General features: G+C 61.6%; 19 protein-coding genes and 1 riboswitch. Of the genes, 7 read left to right on the top strand and 12 right to left on the bottom strand.

What is annotated here, in order from left to right; all coding sequences use genetic code 11:
- On the top strand, positions 1-242 hold a 242-nt coding region (locus LKX83_RS18960; protein WP_227883860.1), incomplete at its 5' end, for a hypothetical protein.
- Here LKX83_RS18960 and ychF read toward each other — a convergent pair.
- Complete coding sequence (ychF, locus tag LKX83_RS18955) at positions 239-1,339, bottom strand: redox-regulated ATPase YchF (RefSeq protein ID WP_227883859.1); 1,101 nt, start codon at positions 1,337-1,339, stop codon at positions 239-241. The two genes, LKX83_RS18960 and ychF, sit on opposite strands and share 4 nt — an antisense overlap.
- A 121-nt stretch (positions 1,340-1,460) precedes the next feature.
- A complete protein-coding gene (locus LKX83_RS18950) occupies positions 1,461-2,414 on the bottom strand; it encodes a DUF6612 family protein (RefSeq protein ID WP_227883858.1) in 954 nt (317 codons plus the stop codon).
- A 51-nt stretch (positions 2,415-2,465) separates the two neighbouring features.
- Between LKX83_RS18950 and LKX83_RS18945 the strand changes: the two genes are divergently transcribed.
- Positions 2,466-2,609 (top strand): hypothetical protein, encoded by a 144-nt coding sequence (locus tag LKX83_RS18945; protein WP_227883857.1) that lies wholly within the window; start codon positions 2,466-2,468, stop codon positions 2,607-2,609.
- A 775-nt stretch (positions 2,610-3,384) separates the two neighbouring features.
- Here LKX83_RS18945 and LKX83_RS18940 read toward each other — a convergent pair.
- A complete protein-coding gene (locus tag LKX83_RS18940; RefSeq protein WP_227883856.1) occupies positions 3,385-4,638 on the bottom strand; it encodes a molybdopterin-dependent oxidoreductase in 1,254 nt (417 codons plus the stop codon).
- Positions 4,639-4,901: 263 nt separating this feature from the next.
- On the opposite strand from LKX83_RS18940, the gene LKX83_RS18935 reads away from it, so the two are divergent.
- A complete protein-coding gene (locus LKX83_RS18935) occupies positions 4,902-5,612 on the top strand; it encodes a hypothetical protein (protein WP_227883855.1) in 711 nt (236 codons plus the stop codon).
- Positions 5,613-5,746: 134 nt separating this feature from the next.
- Here LKX83_RS18935 and trxA read toward each other — a convergent pair whose 3' ends face one another.
- Positions 5,747-6,061, bottom strand: a complete 315-nt coding sequence (gene trxA, locus LKX83_RS18930) for a thioredoxin (RefSeq protein ID WP_227883854.1) — start codon at positions 6,059-6,061, stop codon at positions 5,747-5,749.
- Between the two features lie 118 nt (positions 6,062-6,179).
- On the bottom strand, positions 6,180-6,605 hold the full coding sequence (locus LKX83_RS18925) for an RrF2 family transcriptional regulator (protein WP_227883853.1): 426 nt from the start codon (positions 6,603-6,605) through the stop codon (positions 6,180-6,182).
- Positions 6,606-6,815: 210 nt separating this feature from the next.
- On the opposite strand from LKX83_RS18925, the gene LKX83_RS18920 reads away from it, so the two are divergent.
- Positions 6,816-7,457, top strand: coding sequence for a DsbA family oxidoreductase (locus LKX83_RS18920; protein ID WP_227883852.1), 642 nt, complete (start codon positions 6,816-6,818; stop codon positions 7,455-7,457).
- A gap of 115 nt (positions 7,458-7,572) precedes the next feature.
- On the opposite strand, the gene LKX83_RS18915 is transcribed toward LKX83_RS18920, so the two are convergent.
- Positions 7,573-8,490, bottom strand: coding sequence for a LysR family transcriptional regulator (locus LKX83_RS18915; protein ID WP_227883851.1), 918 nt, complete (start codon positions 8,488-8,490; stop codon positions 7,573-7,575).
- 117 nt (positions 8,491-8,607) lie between these two features.
- Here LKX83_RS18915 and LKX83_RS18910 point away from each other — a divergent pair, with 117 nt between their 5' ends.
- Positions 8,608-9,738, top strand: a complete 1,131-nt coding sequence (locus LKX83_RS18910) for a YeiH family protein (RefSeq protein WP_227883850.1) — start codon at positions 8,608-8,610, stop codon at positions 9,736-9,738.
- 250 nt (positions 9,739-9,988) lie between these two features.
- On the opposite strand, the gene LKX83_RS18905 is transcribed toward LKX83_RS18910, so the two are convergent.
- Positions 9,989-10,924 carry a carbohydrate kinase family protein gene (locus tag LKX83_RS18905; RefSeq protein ID WP_227883849.1) on the bottom strand — a complete coding sequence of 312 codons (936 nt, stop codon included), beginning with the start codon at positions 10,922-10,924 and terminating at the stop codon, positions 9,989-9,991.
- A gap of 197 nt (positions 10,925-11,121) precedes the next feature.
- Between LKX83_RS18905 and LKX83_RS18900 the strand changes: the two genes are divergently transcribed.
- Positions 11,122-11,622 carry a DUF5946 family protein gene (locus LKX83_RS18900; protein WP_227883848.1) on the top strand — a complete coding sequence of 167 codons (501 nt, stop codon included), beginning with the start codon at positions 11,122-11,124 and terminating at the stop codon, positions 11,620-11,622.
- A 371-nt stretch (positions 11,623-11,993) separates the two neighbouring features.
- On the opposite strand, the gene LKX83_RS18895 is transcribed toward LKX83_RS18900, so the two are convergent.
- Positions 11,994-13,430: an NAD(P)/FAD-dependent oxidoreductase gene (locus tag LKX83_RS18895; protein ID WP_227883847.1), complete on the bottom strand. Its 1,437-nt coding sequence runs from the start codon at positions 13,428-13,430 to the stop codon at positions 11,994-11,996.
- Positions 13,431-13,644: 214 nt separating this feature from the next.
- A riboswitch (purine riboswitch) is annotated at positions 13,645-13,744 on the bottom strand.
- Between the two features lie 189 nt (positions 13,745-13,933).
- Positions 13,934-15,274: a uracil-xanthine permease family protein gene (locus LKX83_RS18890; RefSeq protein WP_227883846.1), complete on the bottom strand. Its 1,341-nt coding sequence runs from the start codon at positions 15,272-15,274 to the stop codon at positions 13,934-13,936.
- 318 nt (positions 15,275-15,592) lie between these two features.
- Here LKX83_RS18890 and LKX83_RS18885 point away from each other — a divergent pair, with 318 nt between their 5' ends.
- Positions 15,593-16,570 (top strand): aromatic ring-hydroxylating dioxygenase subunit alpha, encoded by a 978-nt coding sequence (locus tag LKX83_RS18885; protein ID WP_227883845.1) that lies wholly within the window; start codon positions 15,593-15,595, stop codon positions 16,568-16,570.
- A 121-nt stretch (positions 16,571-16,691) separates the two neighbouring features.
- On the opposite strand, the gene LKX83_RS18880 is transcribed toward LKX83_RS18885, so the two are convergent.
- Genes LKX83_RS18880 through LKX83_RS18870 form a run of 3 tightly spaced genes read right to left on the bottom strand, consistent with a single transcriptional unit; the run spans position 16,692 to position 20,004 of the window.
- Entirely contained in the window at positions 16,692-17,585 is an 894-nt protein-coding gene (locus LKX83_RS18880) for a transglutaminase family protein (RefSeq protein WP_227883844.1), read from the bottom strand.
- Positions 17,582-18,532 (bottom strand): alpha-E domain-containing protein, encoded by a 951-nt coding sequence (locus LKX83_RS18875; protein ID WP_227883843.1) that lies wholly within the window; start codon positions 18,530-18,532, stop codon positions 17,582-17,584. The genes LKX83_RS18880 and LKX83_RS18875 overlap by 4 nt, the downstream gene beginning before the upstream one ends.
- 14 nt (positions 18,533-18,546) lie before the next feature.
- Positions 18,547-20,004, bottom strand: coding sequence for a circularly permuted type 2 ATP-grasp protein (locus tag LKX83_RS18870; protein ID WP_227883842.1), 1,458 nt, complete (start codon positions 20,002-20,004; stop codon positions 18,547-18,549).
- Positions 20,005-20,123: the final 119 nt, after the last annotated feature.

Raw genomic sequence — 20,123 nt, 5'->3', positions numbered from 1 at the left:
ACGCAGTTGCAGGAGAACAAGCAAAGGATGTCACTTTGTTTGCAAAATTTCTGCCCTATTCGCGCTCAAAAGCGGGATTGTATTCGATTTTTCATGCTTATTTTGCGATTTCACGATCTCAGGAACTACTTTTGTATGAGATTTTGAACAGAATTCTGCACACTGGGACTGGGCCGAGGTTTCTACATGCCAAAAAAACGCCTGCCCTATGGAAGGGCAGGCGTCGCTGGAGGCAGGATTAGACGTTGAAGCGGAAATGCATGACGTCGCCGTCGGCGACGACGTACTCCTTGCCTTCGAGGCGCAGCTGGCCGCGCTCGCGGGCCGCCGCCATCGAGCCGGAGGCGACCAAATCCTCGTAGGAGACGACCTCCGCGCGGATGAAGCCGCGTTCGAAGTCCGTATGGATGACCGCGGCCGCCTGAGGCGCTTTGGTTCCCTTGCGGATCGTCCAGGCGCGGACTTCCTGCACGCCGGCGGTGAAGTACGTATACAGGCCGAGCAGCTTGTAAGCGGCGCGGATGAGACGGTCGAGGCCGGACTCGGACAGGCCGAGCTCCTCGAGGAACATCTCGCGGTCTTCGCCTTCCAGCTCGGCGATTTCGGATTCGACCTTCGCGCTGATCGGCACTACTTCGGAGCCTTCGGCCGCCGCGAACTCGCGCACGCGCCGGACGTACTCGTTGTCGCTCTCGCCAGCGGCTTCGCTCTCGCTGACGTTCGCCGCGTACAGCACGGGCTTGATCGTGAGCAGATGCAGATCGCGCACGATCAGCTTGTCTTCGTCGGAGAGGTCGACGCTGCGCACCGGCTTCTCCTCGAGCAGCGCCGCGTGGATGCGCTCCAGCACCTCGATCTCCTGGGCGTACTTCTTGTCGCCGCCCTTCATGTTTTTGCGGGAGCGCTCCATCCGCTTCTCGACGGAATCGATGTCGGCGAGGATCAGCTCCAAATTGATGACCTCGATATCGTTGATCGGATCGATCTTGCCCGCGACGTGCGTAATGTTCTCGTCCACAAAGCAGCGGACGACGTGCACGATGGCGTCGACCTCCCGGATGTTGGCGAGGAACTTGTTGCCGAGGCCTTCGCCGCGGCTGGCGCCTTTGACGAGACCTGCGATGTCGACGAACTCGAACGCGGTCGGTACGATCCGGTTCGGCGTGACGATGTCGGCCAGCTTTTGCAGCCGCTCGTCAGGCACCTCGACGACGCCGACGTTCGGATCGATCGTGCAGAACGGGTAGTTGGCCGATTCGGCCCCCGCTTGCGTAATGGCATTAAATAACGTCGACTTGCCGACATTGGGCAAGCCTACGATACCACAGGACAGTGGCATGAATACACGCTCCTGACTCCTTGCGGTCCCGCGCGCGGCGAGTGTCCGCTGCGGCCGTCAAGCTGTTCAATTCTAACCGACATTATACCGGAACGACGCTCGGTCCGTCCACCCGCCGGGGTCAAGGATTCAGAACCGTCGGGTCTTCCAGATCGTCGATAGAGCCCAGGTTTCCGTCGTCGGCGGCCGGGTCGTCGATCGGCGCGTCCAGCTCGGGCGCTTGCTTGGCCGCCTCGGGCACGACGATCGGCGAGATGGCGTCCGCCTTGTCATACGTGCCGGACAGCGTCTGGAGGAGCTTGGACGGCTTCCCCGCCTCGTATTCGATCGTCATCTCGGAGGCGATGCTGTAGGCGACGGGCAGCCGCTTGGCGTCGTCGAGGGTAACGATCACGGTCAGCGATTTCACGTCCACGCTGTTTCGAACCTGCTCGTCCAGGCTGCCCAGATCCAACGTCCCTTCGAGTACGCGTTTCAGAAACGCTTCCGCCTCCGGTCCGCTCCCTTCGTAGCGCAGGACGTCATGCTCGCCCTGGCGCGTCAAGGATAGTCCGCCGCCGAGCTTCGCGATCTCCCGCAGCGCCTGCGCCGGATTCGTCTGATAGTCCGAGAGCGTCTCGGCGACTTGGTCGGCCTGGTCTTTCGCCAGCTTGCCCCACTCGGTCAGGTCCGGGTCGTAAACATAGTAAGCCCCAGGCTCCAGAATCGCGCGCAGGGACGATTTCTCGCCGTCCATCTCGCTCGTCACCGTCTGGTCTATCCGCAGCGGGCTGCGTTCGACTTTGCCTTCGTTGTCGACCTGCAAATGGGACGCTTCCGCCGCGCCCCCGCTGAGGTCTTGAGAAAGGTGCAGCGTGTAGGCGTAATTCGAGATGTTCTCGGCCGCCTTGGCCGCTTCCTCGAGCAGCGCGAGCGCGGCCATGGGCGTCTGGGCGGGAGACGAAGTTCCGGTCGCGGACGGCGGCGCCGGGCTGCCGGACGCCGCGGGCGCCTCATTCGAGCACGCCGACAGCAGAACGGTCAGGGCGAGCAGCCCGATCGCCGCCCAGGGGCGGGAAGGATGATGGCATTTCACGGTTATAGCCTCCTTTTATCGGTTACCCTACATCGCGAGGAGGGATGCCCCATGGAGAACAAGAGCCATCAAGGCAACTACAAAGGCACGACGAACATGCACGCCAAAACCCAGGATATGGCCTTCGTCAACGACACACTCGAGCGGACCAAGTCGGTCGCCCCGGTTCCCCACAAGAAGAAAAAATCCGATTGATTCCGTATGCGACGCAGCAACGGCCGCCGGCCGTTGCTTTTTTTGGCGGGCAGTAAATGGGTCGGCATGCGTCCCTCTACGGTACCATAGCCGGTTTTCCCCTCACAACCTTCTTGTCGATCCACTTTCCTCCAGCGCGGCCGAGGGAGGCGGCGCGGGCGGCACAGCCAGGCGGTTATGCGGGGGAGCTGGCGTATGTAAAAAACGCATGCGAGGCCGCGACCGGCGTTATGCGGTTTTTCCGTACATCTCGGCTCGAACCCCCTCTTACCCACGGCGTAATGCGGTTTTTCCGTACATCTCGGCTCGTTTCCCCCTCTTGCCCCCGGCGTTATGCGGTTTTTCCGCACTTCTCGGCGCGAATCCCCCTCTTGCCCCCGGCGTTATGCGGTTTTCCCGCACAACTCGGCTCGATTCCCTCGCTGGCCCCGGCGTTATACGGTTTTTCCGTACATCTCGGCTCGAATCCCCCTCTTGCCCCCGGCGTTATGCGGTTTTTCCGCACAACTCGGCTCGAATCCCCCACTTGCCCCCGGCGTTATGCGGTTTTTCCGCACAACTCGGCTCGAATCCCCTTGTACTCACGGCGTTATGCGGTTTTTCCGCACATCTCGGCTCGAATCCTCCACTTCCCCCCGGCGTTATACGGTTTTTCCGTACATCTCGGCTCGTTTCCCCCTCTTGCCCACGACGTTATGCGGTTTTTCTGTACATCTCCTCCCACCTAAAAAAAAGCACCCCAAAGGGTGCTTTGACAGCCCGCCGACAAATGAAACTATCCCCGCACCCAAGCGTCGTTGTCGTAGCCTCGTTCCTCCCAGTAGCCGATGTGCGGGCGATCGATCAACTCGATGCGACTTAGCCATTTGACCGATTTGTACGCGTACATTTGAGGGACGACGAGCCGCACGGGACCGCCGTAATCCCGGTGGATCGGCTTGCCGTCGTGGAGTAGCGCCACGATCACGTCGTCCATGTTGGCTTGCTCCAGCGACAGCGCGTCCGTATACTCTCCGTCGCCCGAATAGAACTTTACGAAGCGCGCCTCCGGCTTTACGCCCGCCGCCCGGAGCAGCTCGGCCAGCGGGATGCCCTCCCACGTGTTGCGGTATACCGACCACCCGGTCACGCAGTGAAAGTCGCTCACCTGGACGCGACGCTTCAGGTCCAGAAACTGCGCCCAAGTCCAGTTCGCCGGCCGGTCGACCAGTCCGTCCAGCGCAAACCGCCACGTCTCCGAATCGAAATGGGGTAGCGGGGTCACCGTATAGATCCGAAAGCGGCCCTCGGCCCCGCCTCCGATCAGCTGCCGCGAGTCCGGCAGCGGCTCGGGCGCCGGCACCATCCGGTTCGGGTCCGACTCGCCCGATGCGATGTCGCCTCCGCCCGAAGAAAGGACGCTGCCGCCCAGCCAGCGCAAAAAGGAAGGTGCGACCGCCGCCGTCAGCGCGATACCGACGGACAAGCGGACGAACTGCCGCCTGGTCATCCAAGCTTGCGGCGAAGCCGCCGGATGCAACACCGCACGTTCGCCGGCCTCCGTGGCCTTTTCCTCCGCATCGGCACGAATAGCGCGTCGTTCCGGCCGCCGCATCCAGCGCAGCCGGGCGATCGAATGATAGGCGATATAGGGCAAGCCTACCCACGTCAGCAGGTCGTGCACAACCAGCGCGGCGTTCGCCCACCTCGGCGGCAAATGCCGGAATTGCCACAACACGATGCCGGACAGCAGCCAACCGATTAAGAGAAGCAGGACGAACGCCAAGTTGCCGCGCTGCCGGGGACGCTGGCGGAGGGCTTTGACATGGCGGCGCATCAACGGACCGTAAAGCGCGAGCAGGATAACGACGACCAGCCCGAAGTAGATATGCAACTGCTTCAGCCAAACGCGCCCTTCTCCGAGCCAACCCCGGGCGGCCCCCCAAGACAGCACCAATCCCGATACGGCCAGCGCTACGACGAGCCAGGCATTCCAGCGATGCAGGTCCGCCAGCTGCTTGCCCGGCCCCGGCTTTTTCCGTTCGCTCATCCGATCCCCTCCCCGCAGCCTCATTCTTCCTTTCCCCATCCGAAGACTGACCCTGTTCGCAGACCGTCATTTCCAAACATTGCTATGCTCATTATAGCATCCGTCCCGCGCCCGCCCTAACCGTTCTTCTCGCATCCGGCGGTCCGCGAAAAAAAATGCTCGTTGTCCAAACGACCACCGGAACATCTGCGGGATATTTGCGTCTAACGATGTACTTAAAAAGTTTCATAATTCTAAATATTGGTGTAGGAGGAATGTACAGGATGCGCAAATGGCTTCCGCTGCTGACCGCGGTGGTTCTTGCGCTTCAATTGGCGGGCTGCGGCGCAGCCGGGACCGGATCGAATCCGTCCTCGGCCAACCACCCAACCGCCTCTGCAGAAGCTTCTCAGTCAGCCTCTCCGTCCACCGATCCAAAGGGCGCTTCGCCCGACGGATCGCCCTCGGCCCCCGCTCCCTCCGTGGAGCCATCCAAGGAAGCCCAACTGAAGCAAACGGCGACTGAAGCCGCCGAAGCCTTACGCGACCGCAATCTGAAGCGGCTCGCCTCCTTGGTCGACCCCGAGCGGGGACTTCGGTTTTCCCCTTACGCCCATATGGACGACAAAGGGGACCAGGTTTTCGCCAAGGACCAGCTGCCCTCCTTCAAGTCCGCGGACAAGCTGAACTGGGGAACGATGGACGGCTCCGGCGAAAAGATCGACCTGACCTTCCGGGAATATTTCGAGAAGTTCGTGTACGACCAGGACTTCGCCAGCGCGCCGACCGTCAGCGTCAACAAGCTCGTCTCCCGCGGGAACAGCGCGTACAACGGCAAGGACATCTACCCGAACGCTTCGTTCGTCGAATTCCACTATCCCGGTTTCGACAGCAAGCTGGACGGGATGGATTGGGAGAGCCTCATTCTGACTTTGGTGCCGGACGGGAGCGAATGGCGCCTCGTCGCGATTTCACATTCGCAGTGGACCATCTGATCTTGCGGTCCGACCGAACCCGTGATCCAAAGCGACGAACACCGTTTCGAGCCTCCATGTTCCCTGGCACGTCAAAAAAAAGCGCATCCGTCTCGGACGGATGCGCTTTTTCGGTCGTCGGTCGGCCTTGCGGCTTACAGACGGCTTTGGATTTTGGCTTTGAGGGAGTCTTTGCTTTGCAGTCCTACGAGCTTGTCGACCGGTTGGCCGTCTTTGAAGACGATCAGGGTCGGAATGCTCATGACGCCGAATTGGGAAGCGAGCTCCGGCTCTTCGTCCACGTTCACTTTCGCGATCGTAGCGGTGCCTTCCAGTTCGCCCGAAAGTTCTTCGACGATCGGAAGCTGCATTTTGCAAGGTCCGCACCAAGGGGCCCAGAAGTCCACCAGGGATACGCCTTCGCCGACCGTAGCGTTGAAATTGTCTTTGGTGGTTACAGCTACTGCCATGTGAATCCACTCCTTCTTAAGAATAAATGTATGCCTATCTCGATATGATGATCGGGCGCGTGCGGCGAATCGCCGTAGCCCGCGGCATCCGTGCGGCGACAGACCTCTTTACCCCAGGCTAAGCGTGCTGACGCTCCTTGATCCGGGATAGCATCTGGCCGATCGTGATCTCGGCGAAATACGACTCCAGCTTCTGCTCCGCGCCGCAGAAAACCGAATTCATGACATCCTGCATGTTCGAGCCGACCATGCAGTCCATCTCGGGGTTGCCGCTGCACCAGGTGGGCGTCAGCGAGCCTGCGGCCATCTCGCGGTAGATGTCCGCGAGCGTCATGTCGGACGGATCCTTGAGCAGCTTGTATCCGCCGCCGGAGCCTTCGCGCGTCGCCACGTATCCCCGTTTGCGCAGAAATCCGAGAACTTTGCGCACGCGGGCCGGATGGGTGCATACGTTAGCCGCGATCTCTTCGCTCGAAGCCATGCAGTCCGGCTTGTGAGCGAGGAGCACGAGACTGTGTACGGCAATGATAAATTCGCTGTTCATCTTGACACCGCCTCCCCGGGTGGTTACTGTAATATTAGCAGTTACAGTTGAAGCTGTCAAGGGGGCCAAGGTGTAGTATGCCGCCGCCAGCTTGCGAATATCCTCGCGCCGGGGGCGTTTGTACGGGCTTTGGCATTCTGTCATACTCAGGGTGAACGTTCCATTAGCTTTCGAACCAAACCCCCATCATCCATGATTGAGGTGTTGAATTTGCAAATCGATATTTATTCGGACATGGTGTGCCCTTGGTGCCGCATCGGCAAAAAAAACGTATTGGACGCCGTCGCCGAATGGACGGCCAAGTCCGGGGAAGAAGTCGCGATCCGCTACCATGCCTACCTGCTGGACCCCACCGTCCCGGATGAGGGGCTGCCGTTCGAGGCCTCGATGTCCCGGAAAATGGGCGGAGCCGACCGCATTCCGGAAATGCTGCAGCGGGTCACCGAAGCGGGCGCCGCCGTCGGCGTCACCTTCCGGTTCGACCGCGTCACGCGCATGCCGAACACCGTGCTCGCCCACCGGCTGACCTATCTGGTGCCGGAGGACCGCCGCGAAGATTGGATCGACGCGGTCATGACCGCCTACTTCGAATACGGACGCGACATCGCGCAGCGGGAAGTCCTGCTCGAGATCGCCGCCGATCTCGGTTTCTCCTCCTTTGAGATGGAGAGCGCCCTGGCCGAAGGGAAAGGGACCGAAGAAGTGCAGCAGGACCTCGACCATGCTTCGGCGATGGGCATCTCGGGCGTGCCGTTCTTCGTGCTGAACAACAAGTACGGCCTGTCCGGCGCCTATCCCGCTTCGGAGTTTCTGCGGGCGTTCGAGAAAATCTCCGCGCAAGCGCAAGGATAACGTTGCGTTTTGTTTGAAGGACGAAACACGGAAAGCCGTCTTGGCAGCCAATGGCTGCTAGGACGGCTTTTTGGATTTGCGGCGAGCGGCGGCGAGCGAAACAGCGATCCGGCCCCTAACGGTCGGTCTCCTCCCCGCTGGCCAGCAGCTTGCCGGTCTCGGCGCGCAGCGTCTCGAGAAAGGCGTCCATCGCCCGCGTGCGCAGATCGCCTTTGCGCAGCAGCACGTGAAAGCTTCGGCGGACGGGAAGTCCCGCAGCCGGTACCAGTCGCAACGAGCCGAGCCCTAACTCCTTGCGCAGTGCCCAACGGGACTGAAGCGTAAGACCGAGACCGGCTTCGACAGTCTCCTTGATTAGCTGGGTGCTCCCGAGCTCCATGAGCCGGGCGGGACGGATGCCCCATGCTGCGAACATCCCTTCCATCGCCGCGCGCGTGCCGGAGCCCGCTTCCCGCACCATCCACGGCTCAGCGGCAAGCCGCTCCGAGGACACGGGCGACGTCTCGTTGGCCAGGGGATGATGGCGGCCGGCGGCGATGACCATCTCGTCCTCCGCCAGCCGGAACGCCTCGAGCCCCGTGCCGATCTCCTCACCCTCCACGATGCCGACATCCAGCTCTCTTTGTCGCAAGCGATCCGCGATGTCGGCCGTATTGGCGATCGTGATCGACGGCGCAATGTCCGGATACGCCTCATGCAAGCGGGCCAGCGCGAGCGGCAGCATGTATTCGCCGAACGTATAGCTGGCGCCGACCGCTAGCGGACCGTGCGCGCTGCCCACCAGCTCGTCGATCATTTCCCGCATGCGGGCGTACAGTCCGTTGATTTCGCGCGCGTGGTGCAGCACGATTTCGCCCGCTCTCGTCAGCGTCACCGATTTGTTATTGCGCTCGAGCAGACGTACCCCCATCGCTTCCTCCAGCCCGCGGATATGCTGGCTGACGGCGGGCTGCGTCATGTGCAGCCGTTCGCCGGCCCGGGAAAAGTTCCGCAGCTCGGCAACGGCGGAGAACACTTGCAACTGGATATCCAACGCATGACCTCCTTTTCATATAAGTTATTACTTATCGTAACTATAATAATAATTCATTTTCCTTATCGTCGCAACGCGCGTAAGATGGAACCAACCGATCTGAAAGAGGTGCTTCGCATGAACGCCACCGTCCCACAGCACATCCCGCATTCCGCTCCCGATTCGTTAAAGGGGTTAAATACGTTAAAGAGCCGTCCGGCCGGCATCGTCGGCGGCTTGGTCCTGACGCTTATTCTTATGCTGGCCGGCTGGCAATTGGCGCGCTTGCCCGGCCTTTCGCTATTCGGTCCGATGGCGTGCACCCTGCTGCTCGCCGCGACCTATCGCCACCTGTTCGGCCTGCCGGAGGCGCTGCGCCCCGGCGTCCGCTTTTCCACCACGACGCTGCTGCGCGCCGCGATCGTCCTGTTCGGGTTGAAGCTGCCGATCGACGTCGTGCTGCAGCAGGGTTTGCCGCTGCTGGCCCAGGCAGCCGGCACGCTCGCCTTCTCGCTGGCCGCCGGCCTCTTGTTGGGCAAGCTGCTGAAGGCAGACCGGCAGCTGACGCTGCTGCTCGCCGTCGGCACCGGCATTTGCGGCGCGGCCGCGATCGCAGCGGTTTCGCCCCTGCTCGCCGCCAAGGAGCAGCGCACCGCCATGGGCGCCGGTCTGATTGCCGCCGCAGGCACGCTTTTCGCGATCGCCTATATGCTGCTGGAGCCGATCCTGCCCTTGCCGAGCGCGGCCTACGGCCTCTGGTCGGGCCTCACGCTGCACGAGATCGCTCACGTGGCCATGGCGTCGGCCGCAGGCGGATCGGACGCCATGGCCAGCGGCATGCTGGCGAAGCTGAGCCGCGTGTTTTTGCTCGTCCCGCTGTGCCTGGCGCTGCATCTGCGGCAGCGGCAGCTCGCACGGCGGGACGCCGCCGCCTTGGCTGCGGCCCGCGAGGCGGGCGGCGCGGGGGAAGGCGATGCGGGTGCCGCAGCCGCGCCGGCGGTTCGGGCGGCGGCTTCGTTCCCTTGGTTCTTGCTCGGCTTCCTCGCCATGAGCGCGTTCGGCGCGACGTCGCCCGGCCACTGGCTGCCGCTGCCCGACGGCTGGATGGGCGGCATGTCGACGCTTACGTCGGTCCTGCTGACGACGGCCATGGCTGGCATGGGCCTGAACGTGAACGTTCGCGAGCTCCGCACCGCCGTGCGCCCGCTGATCGTCCTGCTGATCGTGTCCGTCCTGCTGTCCGTATTGACGCTGGTTACCTTGCTGTAAATTCGATTAACAGCGTGAAAAAGGAAGGGAGATCGTCGACTTCTTCGGCGATCTCCCTTTTCGCATATGCCTAAACGGCACCTTTAGTCGATTTTTTCGACGATCATCCGCCCGAAACCCGACTCAAGTGCGCCGTTAGTCGATTTTTCGACTATCGCCAGCTTCCCCGGCATCCCGCCGCCAAGCGACCGCGGAACCTAAGGTTAACCTCCTTACTGCTTAACGCCATCAAGCAGCACGCTATCGCGGTCTAGCCCCTCGCTTCGCCCTCCCGAATCAGGCGTTCCGCCTCCGCGACGGTGGCCAGCTGTCCCGTGCCGCCGACGCCCTGCACCGCGATCGCGCCGCAAGCGCAGGCAAACCGCAGCAGCTCCTCTCCACGCAGGCCGCGCCGGTAGGCGAAGATGGCGCCGGCGTTGAAGTTGTCGCCCGCTCCCGTTGTATCCGCCACCTCCACCGCAAAGGCCGGCACCGACCGTACCGGCTCTTCCGGACGATAGAGCGAAGCGCCGCTCCCGCCTCGTTTCACCGCCACGGCATTCGTCCCCTCGGGCAGCAGCCTCCACGCCGCGTCCAGCGACTCTGCCGGGTATAGCTGGAGGAACTCCTCCTCGCTCGGCAGGAACAAGTCGGTCTCCGGCAGCAGACGGTCGATGCCGCCGCGTTCCCAGGTCCCGCTCACGTCCCAGCCGGTGTCGAACGAGGTGCTCGCGCCCAGCGCCCGTGCCTTGCGGAACAGCTCTGCCCAATGCGGCCTCATCCCGTCTTGGAGAAAATACGACCCAAAATGCACGTGCTCCACCTTTCCGAGCAGCGAATCGGGGACTTGGCTCGGGTTCAACAGCGGGATCGTCCCCGGAAAAGTGAGCAGCCCGCGGTCCTGCGGCGTCGAAAGGGATAGCGTAACCCCCGTCTTCAACGCGGGATCCACCAAGACGCCGCTCGTGTCCACGCCCAAACGCCCGAGCTCGCGGATGCACAACCGCCCGAAATCGTCGTCGCCCACAATGCTGACGAACTTCACCTCCGCGCCTAACGAAGCCAGCGCAGCCGCCGTAATCGCCGAAGACGAGCCCATGACGACATCGAACGTCTCCACGAGCTTTTCCCGGTTCCATGCCGGCATAACGTCTTTCCCCGTTACGATGATGTCTACGTTCAGTTCGCCGATGACCGCGATTTTCATTTGCTTCTCCCCCGCTTCTTCAGATCGCTTTGCCGTTGATGGACCGCCCCTCCCGAAAGGAAAACGGGAACGTTTCGTCGAAACGACAGTCGTTTGACGTTTGCTATAGCTTGACTATACCAATCGGTGCCATCGCGGTAAATATGCTCGTTGAGCCGAATACGATCTCCGCCCCACCTGTGAAAAGGAGAAATCCAATGTCCCATTCGCCGATCCGCTGTCCGGGATGCGGGTGGCCGCACGGCCCCTCGCCGTCCGAAGCTCCCAAAGGCTTGCAGGCCTCCGGCGCCTGCTTTGAAGCGTACCAGTCGCTGTGCTTCTACACCCTGAGCCTTAGCGACGACCGCTTTATTCACCAACATTCGCTCGATACTTACCAAGCTCAGCATGCGGGAGCGGGGATGAAGAACATTACCGTCGCCTTCTCGCTGATCGGGCTTTATTACGCCTTGGAGCACAGCTTCGACGGGCGTCAGGTGCAGCGCGTCCACGCCATTCTCGGCAGCCAAAAACGGAACTGGGAATCGCTCCTTCCGGCACCCGCGCCCATGTATACTGTCACCGTTCACACTGTCGTGGAGGAAAAAACGGAAGCCGGACGCGAAGCCATGCTCGAACACTGGATGCGAGAAACTTGGACAGCCTGGTCGCATCGACACGCCTGGGTCCGGGAACGGACTCGCGAGTGGCTCGGTTAGCATCTAGCTATGTAGGAGTCCTGGACCCTCTCTTTCCTTGTACCAAAGCAAAAAAGACGATCAACAAAGCCCCCGCGGCTCCGATCGATCGCCCTTCTCGTCTTTACCTATAAAACCATTCCATCCAGTACCACCTATACGGCGGATATGCCGCTGATAAGATCTTACTCACGCATGAGGCCAACCTTCGCTCTCGCCTCCGGCGTAAGCGGCTTGCCTGCGCGTCGACCCGCCTTCGCTAGCGCCTTCGCCACCCGCAGCCCGCCAGCGCGCCTCCCCATACGCAGCGCCAGCCCTCCCTCAGCCGCCCTTGGCTACGCGGCTCGCCTGCACGCCGTCCGGCCTTCGCCCACGCCGCACGCCCCGCGGCGTTACGCCAGCTTGCGCTCCGCGATCGCGCGCGCCACCCACACGCCCGCCGCGCCTGCTTGCGCGAGGCCGCGCGTGATACCCGCGCCGTCGCCGCCGCAGTAGAGGCCCGCGATCTCGGTCTCGAACTTGTCGGTCAGCTGCGGCCGCGCCGAGTAGAACTTCGCCTCCACGCCATAGAACAGCGTGTGCTCCGAGGCAATGCCCGGCGTCACCTTGTCCAGCGCCTCGACCATCTCGACCAGGCTCTTCATCGTGTTGTAAGGCAGCACGAGGCCGAGGTCGCCCGGCACCGCTTCCTTCAGCGTCGGCTCTAGGAAGCCCTCGTGGATGCGCGTCGCCGTCGAGCGGCGGCCGCGCAGGATATCGCCGTACTTCTGCACGATGACCCCGCCGCTCGACAGGTCGTTCGCGCGTTTGCAGATCTCCCGGGCGTACTCGTTCGGCTTGTCGAACGGCTCGGTGAACTTGTGCGAGACGAGCAGCGCGAAGTTCGTGTTGGCCGATCCGAGCGCCGGATCCTTGAACGCGTGGCCGTTGGCGGCCATGACGCCGCTATGGTTCTCGACAACGACGTGACCCGACGGATTGCTGCAGAACGTACGCACCCGCGTGCCGACCGACGTGTTGAACACGAATTTGCCTTCGTACAGATGCTCGTTGATCTCCCGCATGACGACGTCACTCGTTTCCACGCGCACGCCCACGTCAACCTGGTTGTTGTGCATCTTGATGCGGCGCTTCTTCAGCACCTCGGTCAACCAAGCCGAACCGTCGCGTCCCGGCGCGACGACGACTTGATCCGCATACAGCTCTTCCCCGTTTTTGAGCAGGATGCCCTTGACCGTATGCCCGCCGTTCTCCTTGACCGTGAGCAGGTCCGCGACCTCCGTCTTAAAGCGCATCTCGATCTTGTCCTCGAGGAAGTTCGCAATGGACTTGAGGATTTCCAGGTTCTGTTCGGTGCCAAGGTGCCGCACTTGCGCCCGCAGCAGCTTCAGCCCCGCCGCGTAAGCGCGCTGCTCGATGCCTTTGACCACCTCGGTCGTCGGGTCCGTCAGCGTGTGGGTCGCGCCGTGCTCGAGATTCACCTCGTCCACGTACTTAATGAGGCTAAGCACCTGCGAAGGCGCCAGATAGTCGGTCATCCAGCCGCCGAACTCCGTCGTGATGTTGAACTTCCCGTCGCTGTACGCCCCCGCGCCGCCGAAGCCAGCCGTGATCGAGCATGCGGGCAGACAGCCGGCGAACTCCTTTTTCCCCGCGGGAGGCGGGCACAGCTGGATCTTCTCCTCGAGGATCGGACAGCTGCGGCGGCGGATTTCGTGGCCTTTGTCGACCAACAGCACCTTGAGGTGCGGCGCTTTGCGCGTGAGCTCATAACAAGTGAAAATACCGGCCGGGCCGGCTCCGACGACGATGACATCATAAGCGCTCATGAATGTTCAGCCTCCCGAATGGGACGGTCCGCCTCCCGCTGGAGCGGCGGCGCGTCCGGTCTTAGAAGAGTAAAGATGCGCATGCAAGTAAAAACGGCTTTGCCGTCTTCCTAGACGGCTACACGTTTTTATCGTCGGTCATACAGAAATGGAAAGACGTGAAAACTTATAAATTCTGTATGACCAAAAAAAATTCCCGACCGACAAAGGATGTGGAAAGCTCCACCTCCTTCGTAGTCAGGAATTTGCGGTTCCCGGTAGAGACTCTCGGCCCGTATTGCCGAGAATATACGAATGGACGTCGATATCGTTAGGTCATGTTCGCGGAATCGGACAACGCACCCGAATCGCGGATCACGAACCCCATCGTACGCTATTTATCCGCACACGTCAAGTATCGGATGTCACGATCATTCGTGTTTTTTCGAAAATACGAATATCGTTTGTCCATTTAGTTCATTGATATACCTAAAATCCGAACATTAAAAACCGAACGTTCCGATTCAGGCCGCTTCGCCTTCCTGCTCCTTGCCCTTCGGGATGACGAGATTAAGGACAAGCGCCGCAATCGCGCCTACAGCCGTTCCGGATGACAGGATGTAATTCGCGAAGTCGGGCAGCGTGTACAGCACGTCCTTCGGGAACACCGTACAGCCTAGCGTCAGGGCGATCGGGATGCCGATGATCATCATATTGCGGTCGTTGATCTTGAGAGGCTGGACAACCTTGAGGCCGTTCATGAAGATGGCGACGCACACGATGGCGAAAATGCCGTTGATGACCGTATCCGGGATGCAGGTGATAAGAACGGACAGTTTCGGAATAAGACCGAGTGCGAGCAGGATGACGCCTGCCGCCATGATCGCCATGCGGCTTGCCACGCCGGTAATGGCGATCAGACCCGCGTTGGACGAGTAGCCCGTCATCGGCGAACCGCCGAACAGGGTGCCGACGAAGCAGCCGAGGCCTTCGCCGAAAGCGCCGCGGTTCAGCCGTTTTTCGCTCAACTCGCTGCCGGTAACCGACGAAACGACGAACCATGTGCCGGTCGTTTCGAGCAGGACGATCAGATAGACGAACGCCATCGTGAGCACCGCGCTCCAGTCGAACGTCGGCGTGCCGAACGGGAAGAACTTCGGCAGCGAGAACCAAGCGGCTTCGCGGACCGGCGAAAAGTCGACCGTGCCGAAGGACGAAGCGACGACGGTGCCGACCACGATCGCGATAATGACGCCCATCAGGCGGAAAAACGTGCCGTAGCCCTTCATCTTGCCGCCGAGCAGGATGCAGGTGACGAGAACGGCGGCGGATGCAGCCGCGACGATGACGTTGTGCCCCATGTTGCCCGAATAGGTGAAGATGGAGTTCATGGCGGAAGGGATCAAGGTGACGCCGACGACCATGATGACGGTGCCGCCGACGATCGGCGGAACGATTTTGCGCACCGCTTTGGCGAAGATTTTCAGCGGCACGCCGAGGATGGCGATAAGGAGCGCGCCGGGAAGGAGACTGCCTGTCATCGCCGCAAGCCCGAGCTTGCCGCCGATGGCCGACATCGCGCCGATCGGGATATAGGAGGGGCCTTGGACGACGGGCAGCCGCAGGCCGAATCCGGTCTGGATCAGCGTGCCGATACCGGTGGCCAAGAAGCACATCTGGATGAAGAACGAGGTGTCTCCGGTACTGAGCGACAGCAAACCGGCGATGATGATGGGGGCGATGTACAGGTCCATCGCCAGGACATGCTGCAGTCCTAGAAGAAACGCTTTGGGGTAGCTGATTTTGTCGTCGACGCCGACGATCAGATTGGTGCCGGGCGCTTGGCTTACCGATTCACCTTGCATGGCGCGGGGGTTACCTCCTTGGATGGGGAACGGAATGTTTGGAACCACGGAACCGTTTTTCCTTGGTCATACAGAATGTATAAGTTTTACCCTATCCATTTCTGTGACCTCCGATAAAAACATGTCGCCGTCCAGGAAGACGACAAAGCCGTTTTTACTTGACTCGTCTGATTATAGACGAATTTCGACAAGCTGTATAGAGAATTTACGTACGTTTGTTACAACTATAGAAATAATTGTTCGTATTTGTTGACCTCATCGTCACCTTGTCCTAAAATTGAGGCATACTCATTCGAATCAGGAAAAGAGGACCCTTTCATGAACACGCTCGACCCCGTCCTGGCTGCCGATTGGATCGTCGCCTGCCGCGCTTCGGACGTCCAAGACCGCCCCGTGCCGGTCACGATGCTGGGCCAACGGTTGGTGCTGTTTCGCGCGGAGAGCGGCATCCACTGCTTCGCCGATCTGTGCGTCCACCGCGGCGCCGCCCTCTCGCTCGGCTGCGTCCGCGAAGGCCGCCTCGTCTGCCCGTACCACGAGTGGGAGTACGAGACGGACGGCGCCTGCGCCAAAATCCCGCAACTCTCCGAAGGGCAGGCCATTCCGCTCAAGGCCAAGGCGAGCACCTATGCCTGCCAGGAGCGGTACGGGCTCGTCTGGGTGAACCTCGGCGGCAGCGACGCTCCTCTCCTTCTCTATCCCGAATACGAGGATGCCTCCTATCGCAGCGTCATCTGGGGACCGCAAGAGGTGCTGGCGAATCCTCCGCGGATCGCGGAGAACTTCCTCGACGTCGGCCATCTGGCCTTCATCCACCAGGGCTACCTCGGCGTCCCGGAGCATGCGGTCGTCGGTGACTACCGGATGATCGAGGACGAGGACGGCATCCGTTCGGAGGAGATCGCCGTCTTCCAGCCGGACCCGGACGGCTCCGGTCAGGCCAAGTACGTCTACTACACGTATGCGATCGTGCGTCCTCTCACCGTCCGCTTCACCAAGCGCGACCGCGAGACGGGCAACCTGATGACCATCCTGCTCACGATCCGCCCCGTCTCCGAGGGCAAGTCCGTCGCCTACGGCATCCTCTCGTTCAACTACGACACGGGAACGACCGACGAGGAGATCGTCGCGTTTCAGGACATGATCTTTGCCCAGGACAAGCCGATCGTCGAGAACCAAAAGCCCGAGAATCTGCCGCTCGATCTGCAAGCCGAACTGTCGCTTCGTTGCGACCGCGTCAGCATCGCTTACCGGCAATACCTTCGCAAGATGGGCGTGACCTTGGGCACGGCTTGACGCCCGAATCGCGTGTCTGACGAAAAGGGCCGTTCCCGCTCCCGGTCACTAACGACCGGGGACGCGGAGCGGCCCTTTTGCATGCGATTCATCAGCCCCATAATGTCTGCCCCGTTTGCCATTAGCCCGGAGTAACGCGCTCCTCTTCGACTTCCCCCGCCGCCAATTGAACGTCCACCTTCACGGTCAGCTCCTGCTCGCCCGTTCCGCGATAGACGCCCTTAACCGGCACGATGTCCTGATAGTCCCGCCCATGTGCCAGCTTGACGTATCGCCAGTCCGCGAGCCCATTGTTCGTCGGATCGAAGCCGAGCCAGCCGACGCCCGGAACGTACGCTTCGACCCAGGCGTGGGAAGCCTGTTCGAAGTCGGCATTGCGCCCTTGCAGATCCCCGACGAAGTGATAGCCGCTGACGTAACGGGCGGGCACGCCGCGAATGCGGCAGACGGCAAGCAAGAGGTGCGCGAAGTCCTGGCACACGCCCGCGCCGATGCCGATCAGCTCGTCCGCCGTCGTCTGGACGCCGGTGGAGAGCGGCTTGTACTCGAAGTCCCCGTATATTCTCGCCGATGCCCCTTTGACGAAGTCGAAGACGCCCCCTTCGCCGGCGACGAGGCCAGCGGCGTAGGACGACGTCGCCGACTGAAACGTCACGTACGCGCTCGGCAGCAAGTATTCCGCGAACTTGTCCGCGAACGCGTCGCTGCGGACGCGCGCCCACGACGCGGCCGGCGCCTCCTCTGTCTGGCGCTTTATCTCCGAATCACGAGTGACGACTGTCGAGCGCGACGCGATCGCGAGCTCGCGATGCGGCTCGCCGGCCGTGAACGCATGAACGCGGTTGCCGAAGTAATCCTCGTAAGACATCATCGTCACGTTCGGCTCGACTGTCAGGACGTGCTGGTAGCAAGCCTGGCGCTCATCCGTGCGCGGCGCGAGGCGCAGCTCATTGACACTGTCCGCCACCGGCGCCCCGTAGCGATATTTCGTCACGTGACAGATCTCGAGCTTCATGCGATAACCTCCTTTCCGGAGGAAAAAAAGGTTTTCGCCATCGCCTCGCCGAGCTGCCGGTTCGTTCCGGAGAGCTGCAGCAGTATACCGTCCAGCATCTCGCCCGCGAGATCTTGACGCTCCAGCCAATCCAGCTCCGACCGCGCCTTGCCGGCCAGCCGGATGATGCGTTCAAGCCCGGCGCCCGTCTTGTCCGCGCCGCCCCGGACCGCCCTCACTTCCCGTTCGAACGCCGCCAGCGCATAATGCACCGATCGCGGAAAAGGCTCTTGCAGTAGCAGGAAAGAGGATACCTCCTCCAGACTCATCTCTTCGGCGCCGAGGCGCCGATAGACTTCGTAGCCGCCGACCGACTTCAGCACCGCCATGAGATAGGCGTAGGAGGAGCCGCCCGACTCCGCCGCCGTCTGCCGCATCGACTGGAGCAGCCGGACGATGTTCTCCGATCGTTCGAGGTACCTGCCGCTCTCCATCAGGTGCCAGGAGGCGTCCCGCAGCGCGATGGACACGGACATTCCCTGAAAGGCGGCAAGACTTTCCTTGACCCGTTCGAAAAAGCGGTGCGGATCCCGAAGCACCCCGTCCGCGTCGGATTGACGCAGCCAGAGATAGAAGCCGTTCAGCAGATTCCACAGCTCCGAGGGCAGGCGTTCCCGGATCTTCTTCAGGTTGTCGCGCGCCTGCGCCACGCAAACGATCAGGGCGTTGTCCTGGCTCGCGTCCAGCGTCAGGAAGTGGATCGCCTCCCGTTCCCGGTATGTCTGGTACTTCCCTTCGTAGGCGGACCGATCCCCGATCGCGCCCACGATGCGCCTCCACACCGCCTCGTCGGAGCCGTCGGCGTCCTCTCGCAGATGATAATACACGTCGATCAGCCGAGCATGATTCTCCGCCCTTTCCGCGTAACGTCCCAACCAAAACAACGATTCCGCCATGCGATCCAGCATCGCGTCCCCCTCCTTCATCGCGCTAATACCCATGTATCCTTGCAGCCGCCCCCTTGGGACGAATTGACGATGAGCGAGCCTTCCTTCATCGCGACGCGGGTCAGTCCGCCCGGCAGCACATGCACTTGCCCGCCGTTCATCAGGGCGAACACCCGCAGGTCGATATGCCGAGAGACGAACTGACCGTCCAGGCAGACCGGCGCCGTCGACAGCCGGATCGTCGGCTGGGCAATGTAGTTGTCAGGGTTCTCGCGGATTTTGGCCGCGAAGCGCTCCCGCTCCCGTTCGGTCGACGAAGGGCCGACCAGCATTCCGTAGCCGCCGGAGAGCGACGTCTCCTTCACGACCATTTCCTCCAGCCGCCCGAGGACGTATTCGCGTTCCTCCGGCCGGCTCATGAGGTAGGTCGGCACGTTTGGGAGAATCGGCGTCTCGTTCAGGTAATATCGGATCATGTCGGGGACGAAGGTATAGATCGCCTTGTCGTCCGCCACACCGGTCCCCGGCGCGTTCGCGATGGCGACGTTGCCGAACCGGTAAGCGTTCATGAGCCCCGCCACGCCGAGCATCGAGTCCGGCCGGAAGGCCAGCGGATCGAGAAAGTCGTCGTCGATGCGCCGGTACAGGACGTCGACCTTGCGCAGGCCGTTCAAGCCGCGAATATATATCTTATGGTCGCGGCATACGAGGTCGCGCCCCTCCACCAGCTCAAGCCCCATCTGCTGCGCGAGGAACGTATGCTCGAAGTAGGCGGAGTTGTAGCTGCCCGGGGTGAGCAGCGCAAGGACGGGATCGCTCTTGTCGGTTTGCGCCATCCCCCGCAGCGCCGAGCGGAAAGCGTCGAGCGAGCGGTCGACGCCGCGGACGGCATGGGAGAAATACAGCTCGGGAAAATCGTGCGTCATGATCGAGCGGCTCTTGAAGAGGTAGGAGAAGCCGGACGGCGCTCGGAGATTGTCTTCCAACACGAAGTAGCCGCCCTTATCGTCCCGGATCAGATCGATGCCGGAGGCCGTAATATAGCTGCCGCCGGGAACGCGAAGTCCCATCATCTCGGTGCGGAAATAGCGGTTGCTCATGATCATGCGACGAGGAAGGAGTCCGTCGTGGAAAATATGCTGCTCGTGATGAACGTCGTGCAAAAATGCGTTGAGCGCGCGCACGCGCTGGCTGACGCCCGACTCGATCGTTTCCCACTCTTCGCTCGGGATAATGCGCGGGACGAGATCGAACGGGATCGTCCGCTCGAGGCCGTCCGCCTGATCGGGCTGCGGCAGCGTGAAGGTGATGCCCTCCTCCAGCAAACGTCGGTTCATCGCGCGCTGCCGGGCGGCGCGTTCTTCGTAGCTCATGCGGGACAGGACACTCTGCGTCCGTTCGTAATGCGGTCGGACGGCGGCGCCGTCGTACATCTCGTCATAATAACGGGAGGAGGAAGGGGTCAACGAAGCAATGGCGTTCCATAGTTCCATGCGGGGCGGCTCTCCCCTTCGGGCGGACGCGGAGGAGAGAAGCCTTTCCTCCTTTTGTGTGGGTATCCGTGCAGCTTGCCGTGCGTTCCGGCAAGGATGGTATTGATTGTCATTTTAGG

Source organism: Cohnella baijiui, from assembly GCF_020731285.1.
Lineage (GTDB): Bacteria > Bacillota > Bacilli > Paenibacillales > Paenibacillaceae > Cohnella.
Note: the sequence above shows the minus strand (reverse complement) of the source record. Positions and strands in the feature narration are given on the sequence as shown.

Excerpts from the sequence above, each read along its gene's own strand:
- ychF (WP_227883859.1), bottom strand. The coding sequence starts at position 1,339 with ATGCCACTGTCCTGTGGTATCGTAGGCTTGCCCAATGTCGGCAAGTCG.
- LKX83_RS18945 (WP_227883857.1), top strand. The coding sequence starts at position 2,466 with ATGGAGAACAAGAGCCATCAAGGCAACTACAAAGGCACGACGAACATG.
- LKX83_RS18940 (WP_227883856.1), bottom strand. The coding sequence starts at position 4,638 with ATGAGCGAACGGAAAAAGCCGGGGCCGGGCAAGCAGCTGGCGGACCTG.
- LKX83_RS18935 (WP_227883855.1), top strand. The coding sequence starts at position 4,902 with ATGCGCAAATGGCTTCCGCTGCTGACCGCGGTGGTTCTTGCGCTTCAA.
- trxA (WP_227883854.1), bottom strand. The coding sequence starts at position 6,061 with ATGGCAGTAGCTGTAACCACCAAAGACAATTTCAACGCTACGGTCGGC.
- LKX83_RS18925 (WP_227883853.1), bottom strand. The coding sequence starts at position 6,605 with ATGAACAGCGAATTTATCATTGCCGTACACAGTCTCGTGCTCCTCGCT.
- LKX83_RS18910 (WP_227883850.1), top strand. The coding sequence starts at position 8,608 with ATGAACGCCACCGTCCCACAGCACATCCCGCATTCCGCTCCCGATTCG.
- LKX83_RS18905 (WP_227883849.1), bottom strand. The coding sequence starts at position 10,924 with ATGAAAATCGCGGTCATCGGCGAACTGAACGTAGACATCATCGTAACG.
- LKX83_RS18900 (WP_227883848.1), top strand. The coding sequence starts at position 11,122 with ATGTCCCATTCGCCGATCCGCTGTCCGGGATGCGGGTGGCCGCACGGC.
- LKX83_RS18895 (WP_227883847.1), bottom strand. The coding sequence starts at position 13,430 with ATGAGCGCTTATGATGTCATCGTCGTCGGAGCCGGCCCGGCCGGTATT.
- LKX83_RS18890 (WP_227883846.1), bottom strand. The coding sequence starts at position 15,274 with ATGCAAGGTGAATCGGTAAGCCAAGCGCCCGGCACCAATCTGATCGTC.
- LKX83_RS18885 (WP_227883845.1), top strand. The coding sequence starts at position 15,593 with ATGAACACGCTCGACCCCGTCCTGGCTGCCGATTGGATCGTCGCCTGC.
- LKX83_RS18880 (WP_227883844.1), bottom strand. The coding sequence starts at position 17,585 with ATGAAGCTCGAGATCTGTCACGTGACGAAATATCGCTACGGGGCGCCG.
- LKX83_RS18875 (WP_227883843.1), bottom strand. The coding sequence starts at position 18,532 with ATGCTGGATCGCATGGCGGAATCGTTGTTTTGGTTGGGACGTTACGCG.
- LKX83_RS18870 (WP_227883842.1), bottom strand. The coding sequence starts at position 20,004 with ATGGAACTATGGAACGCCATTGCTTCGTTGACCCCTTCCTCCTCCCGT.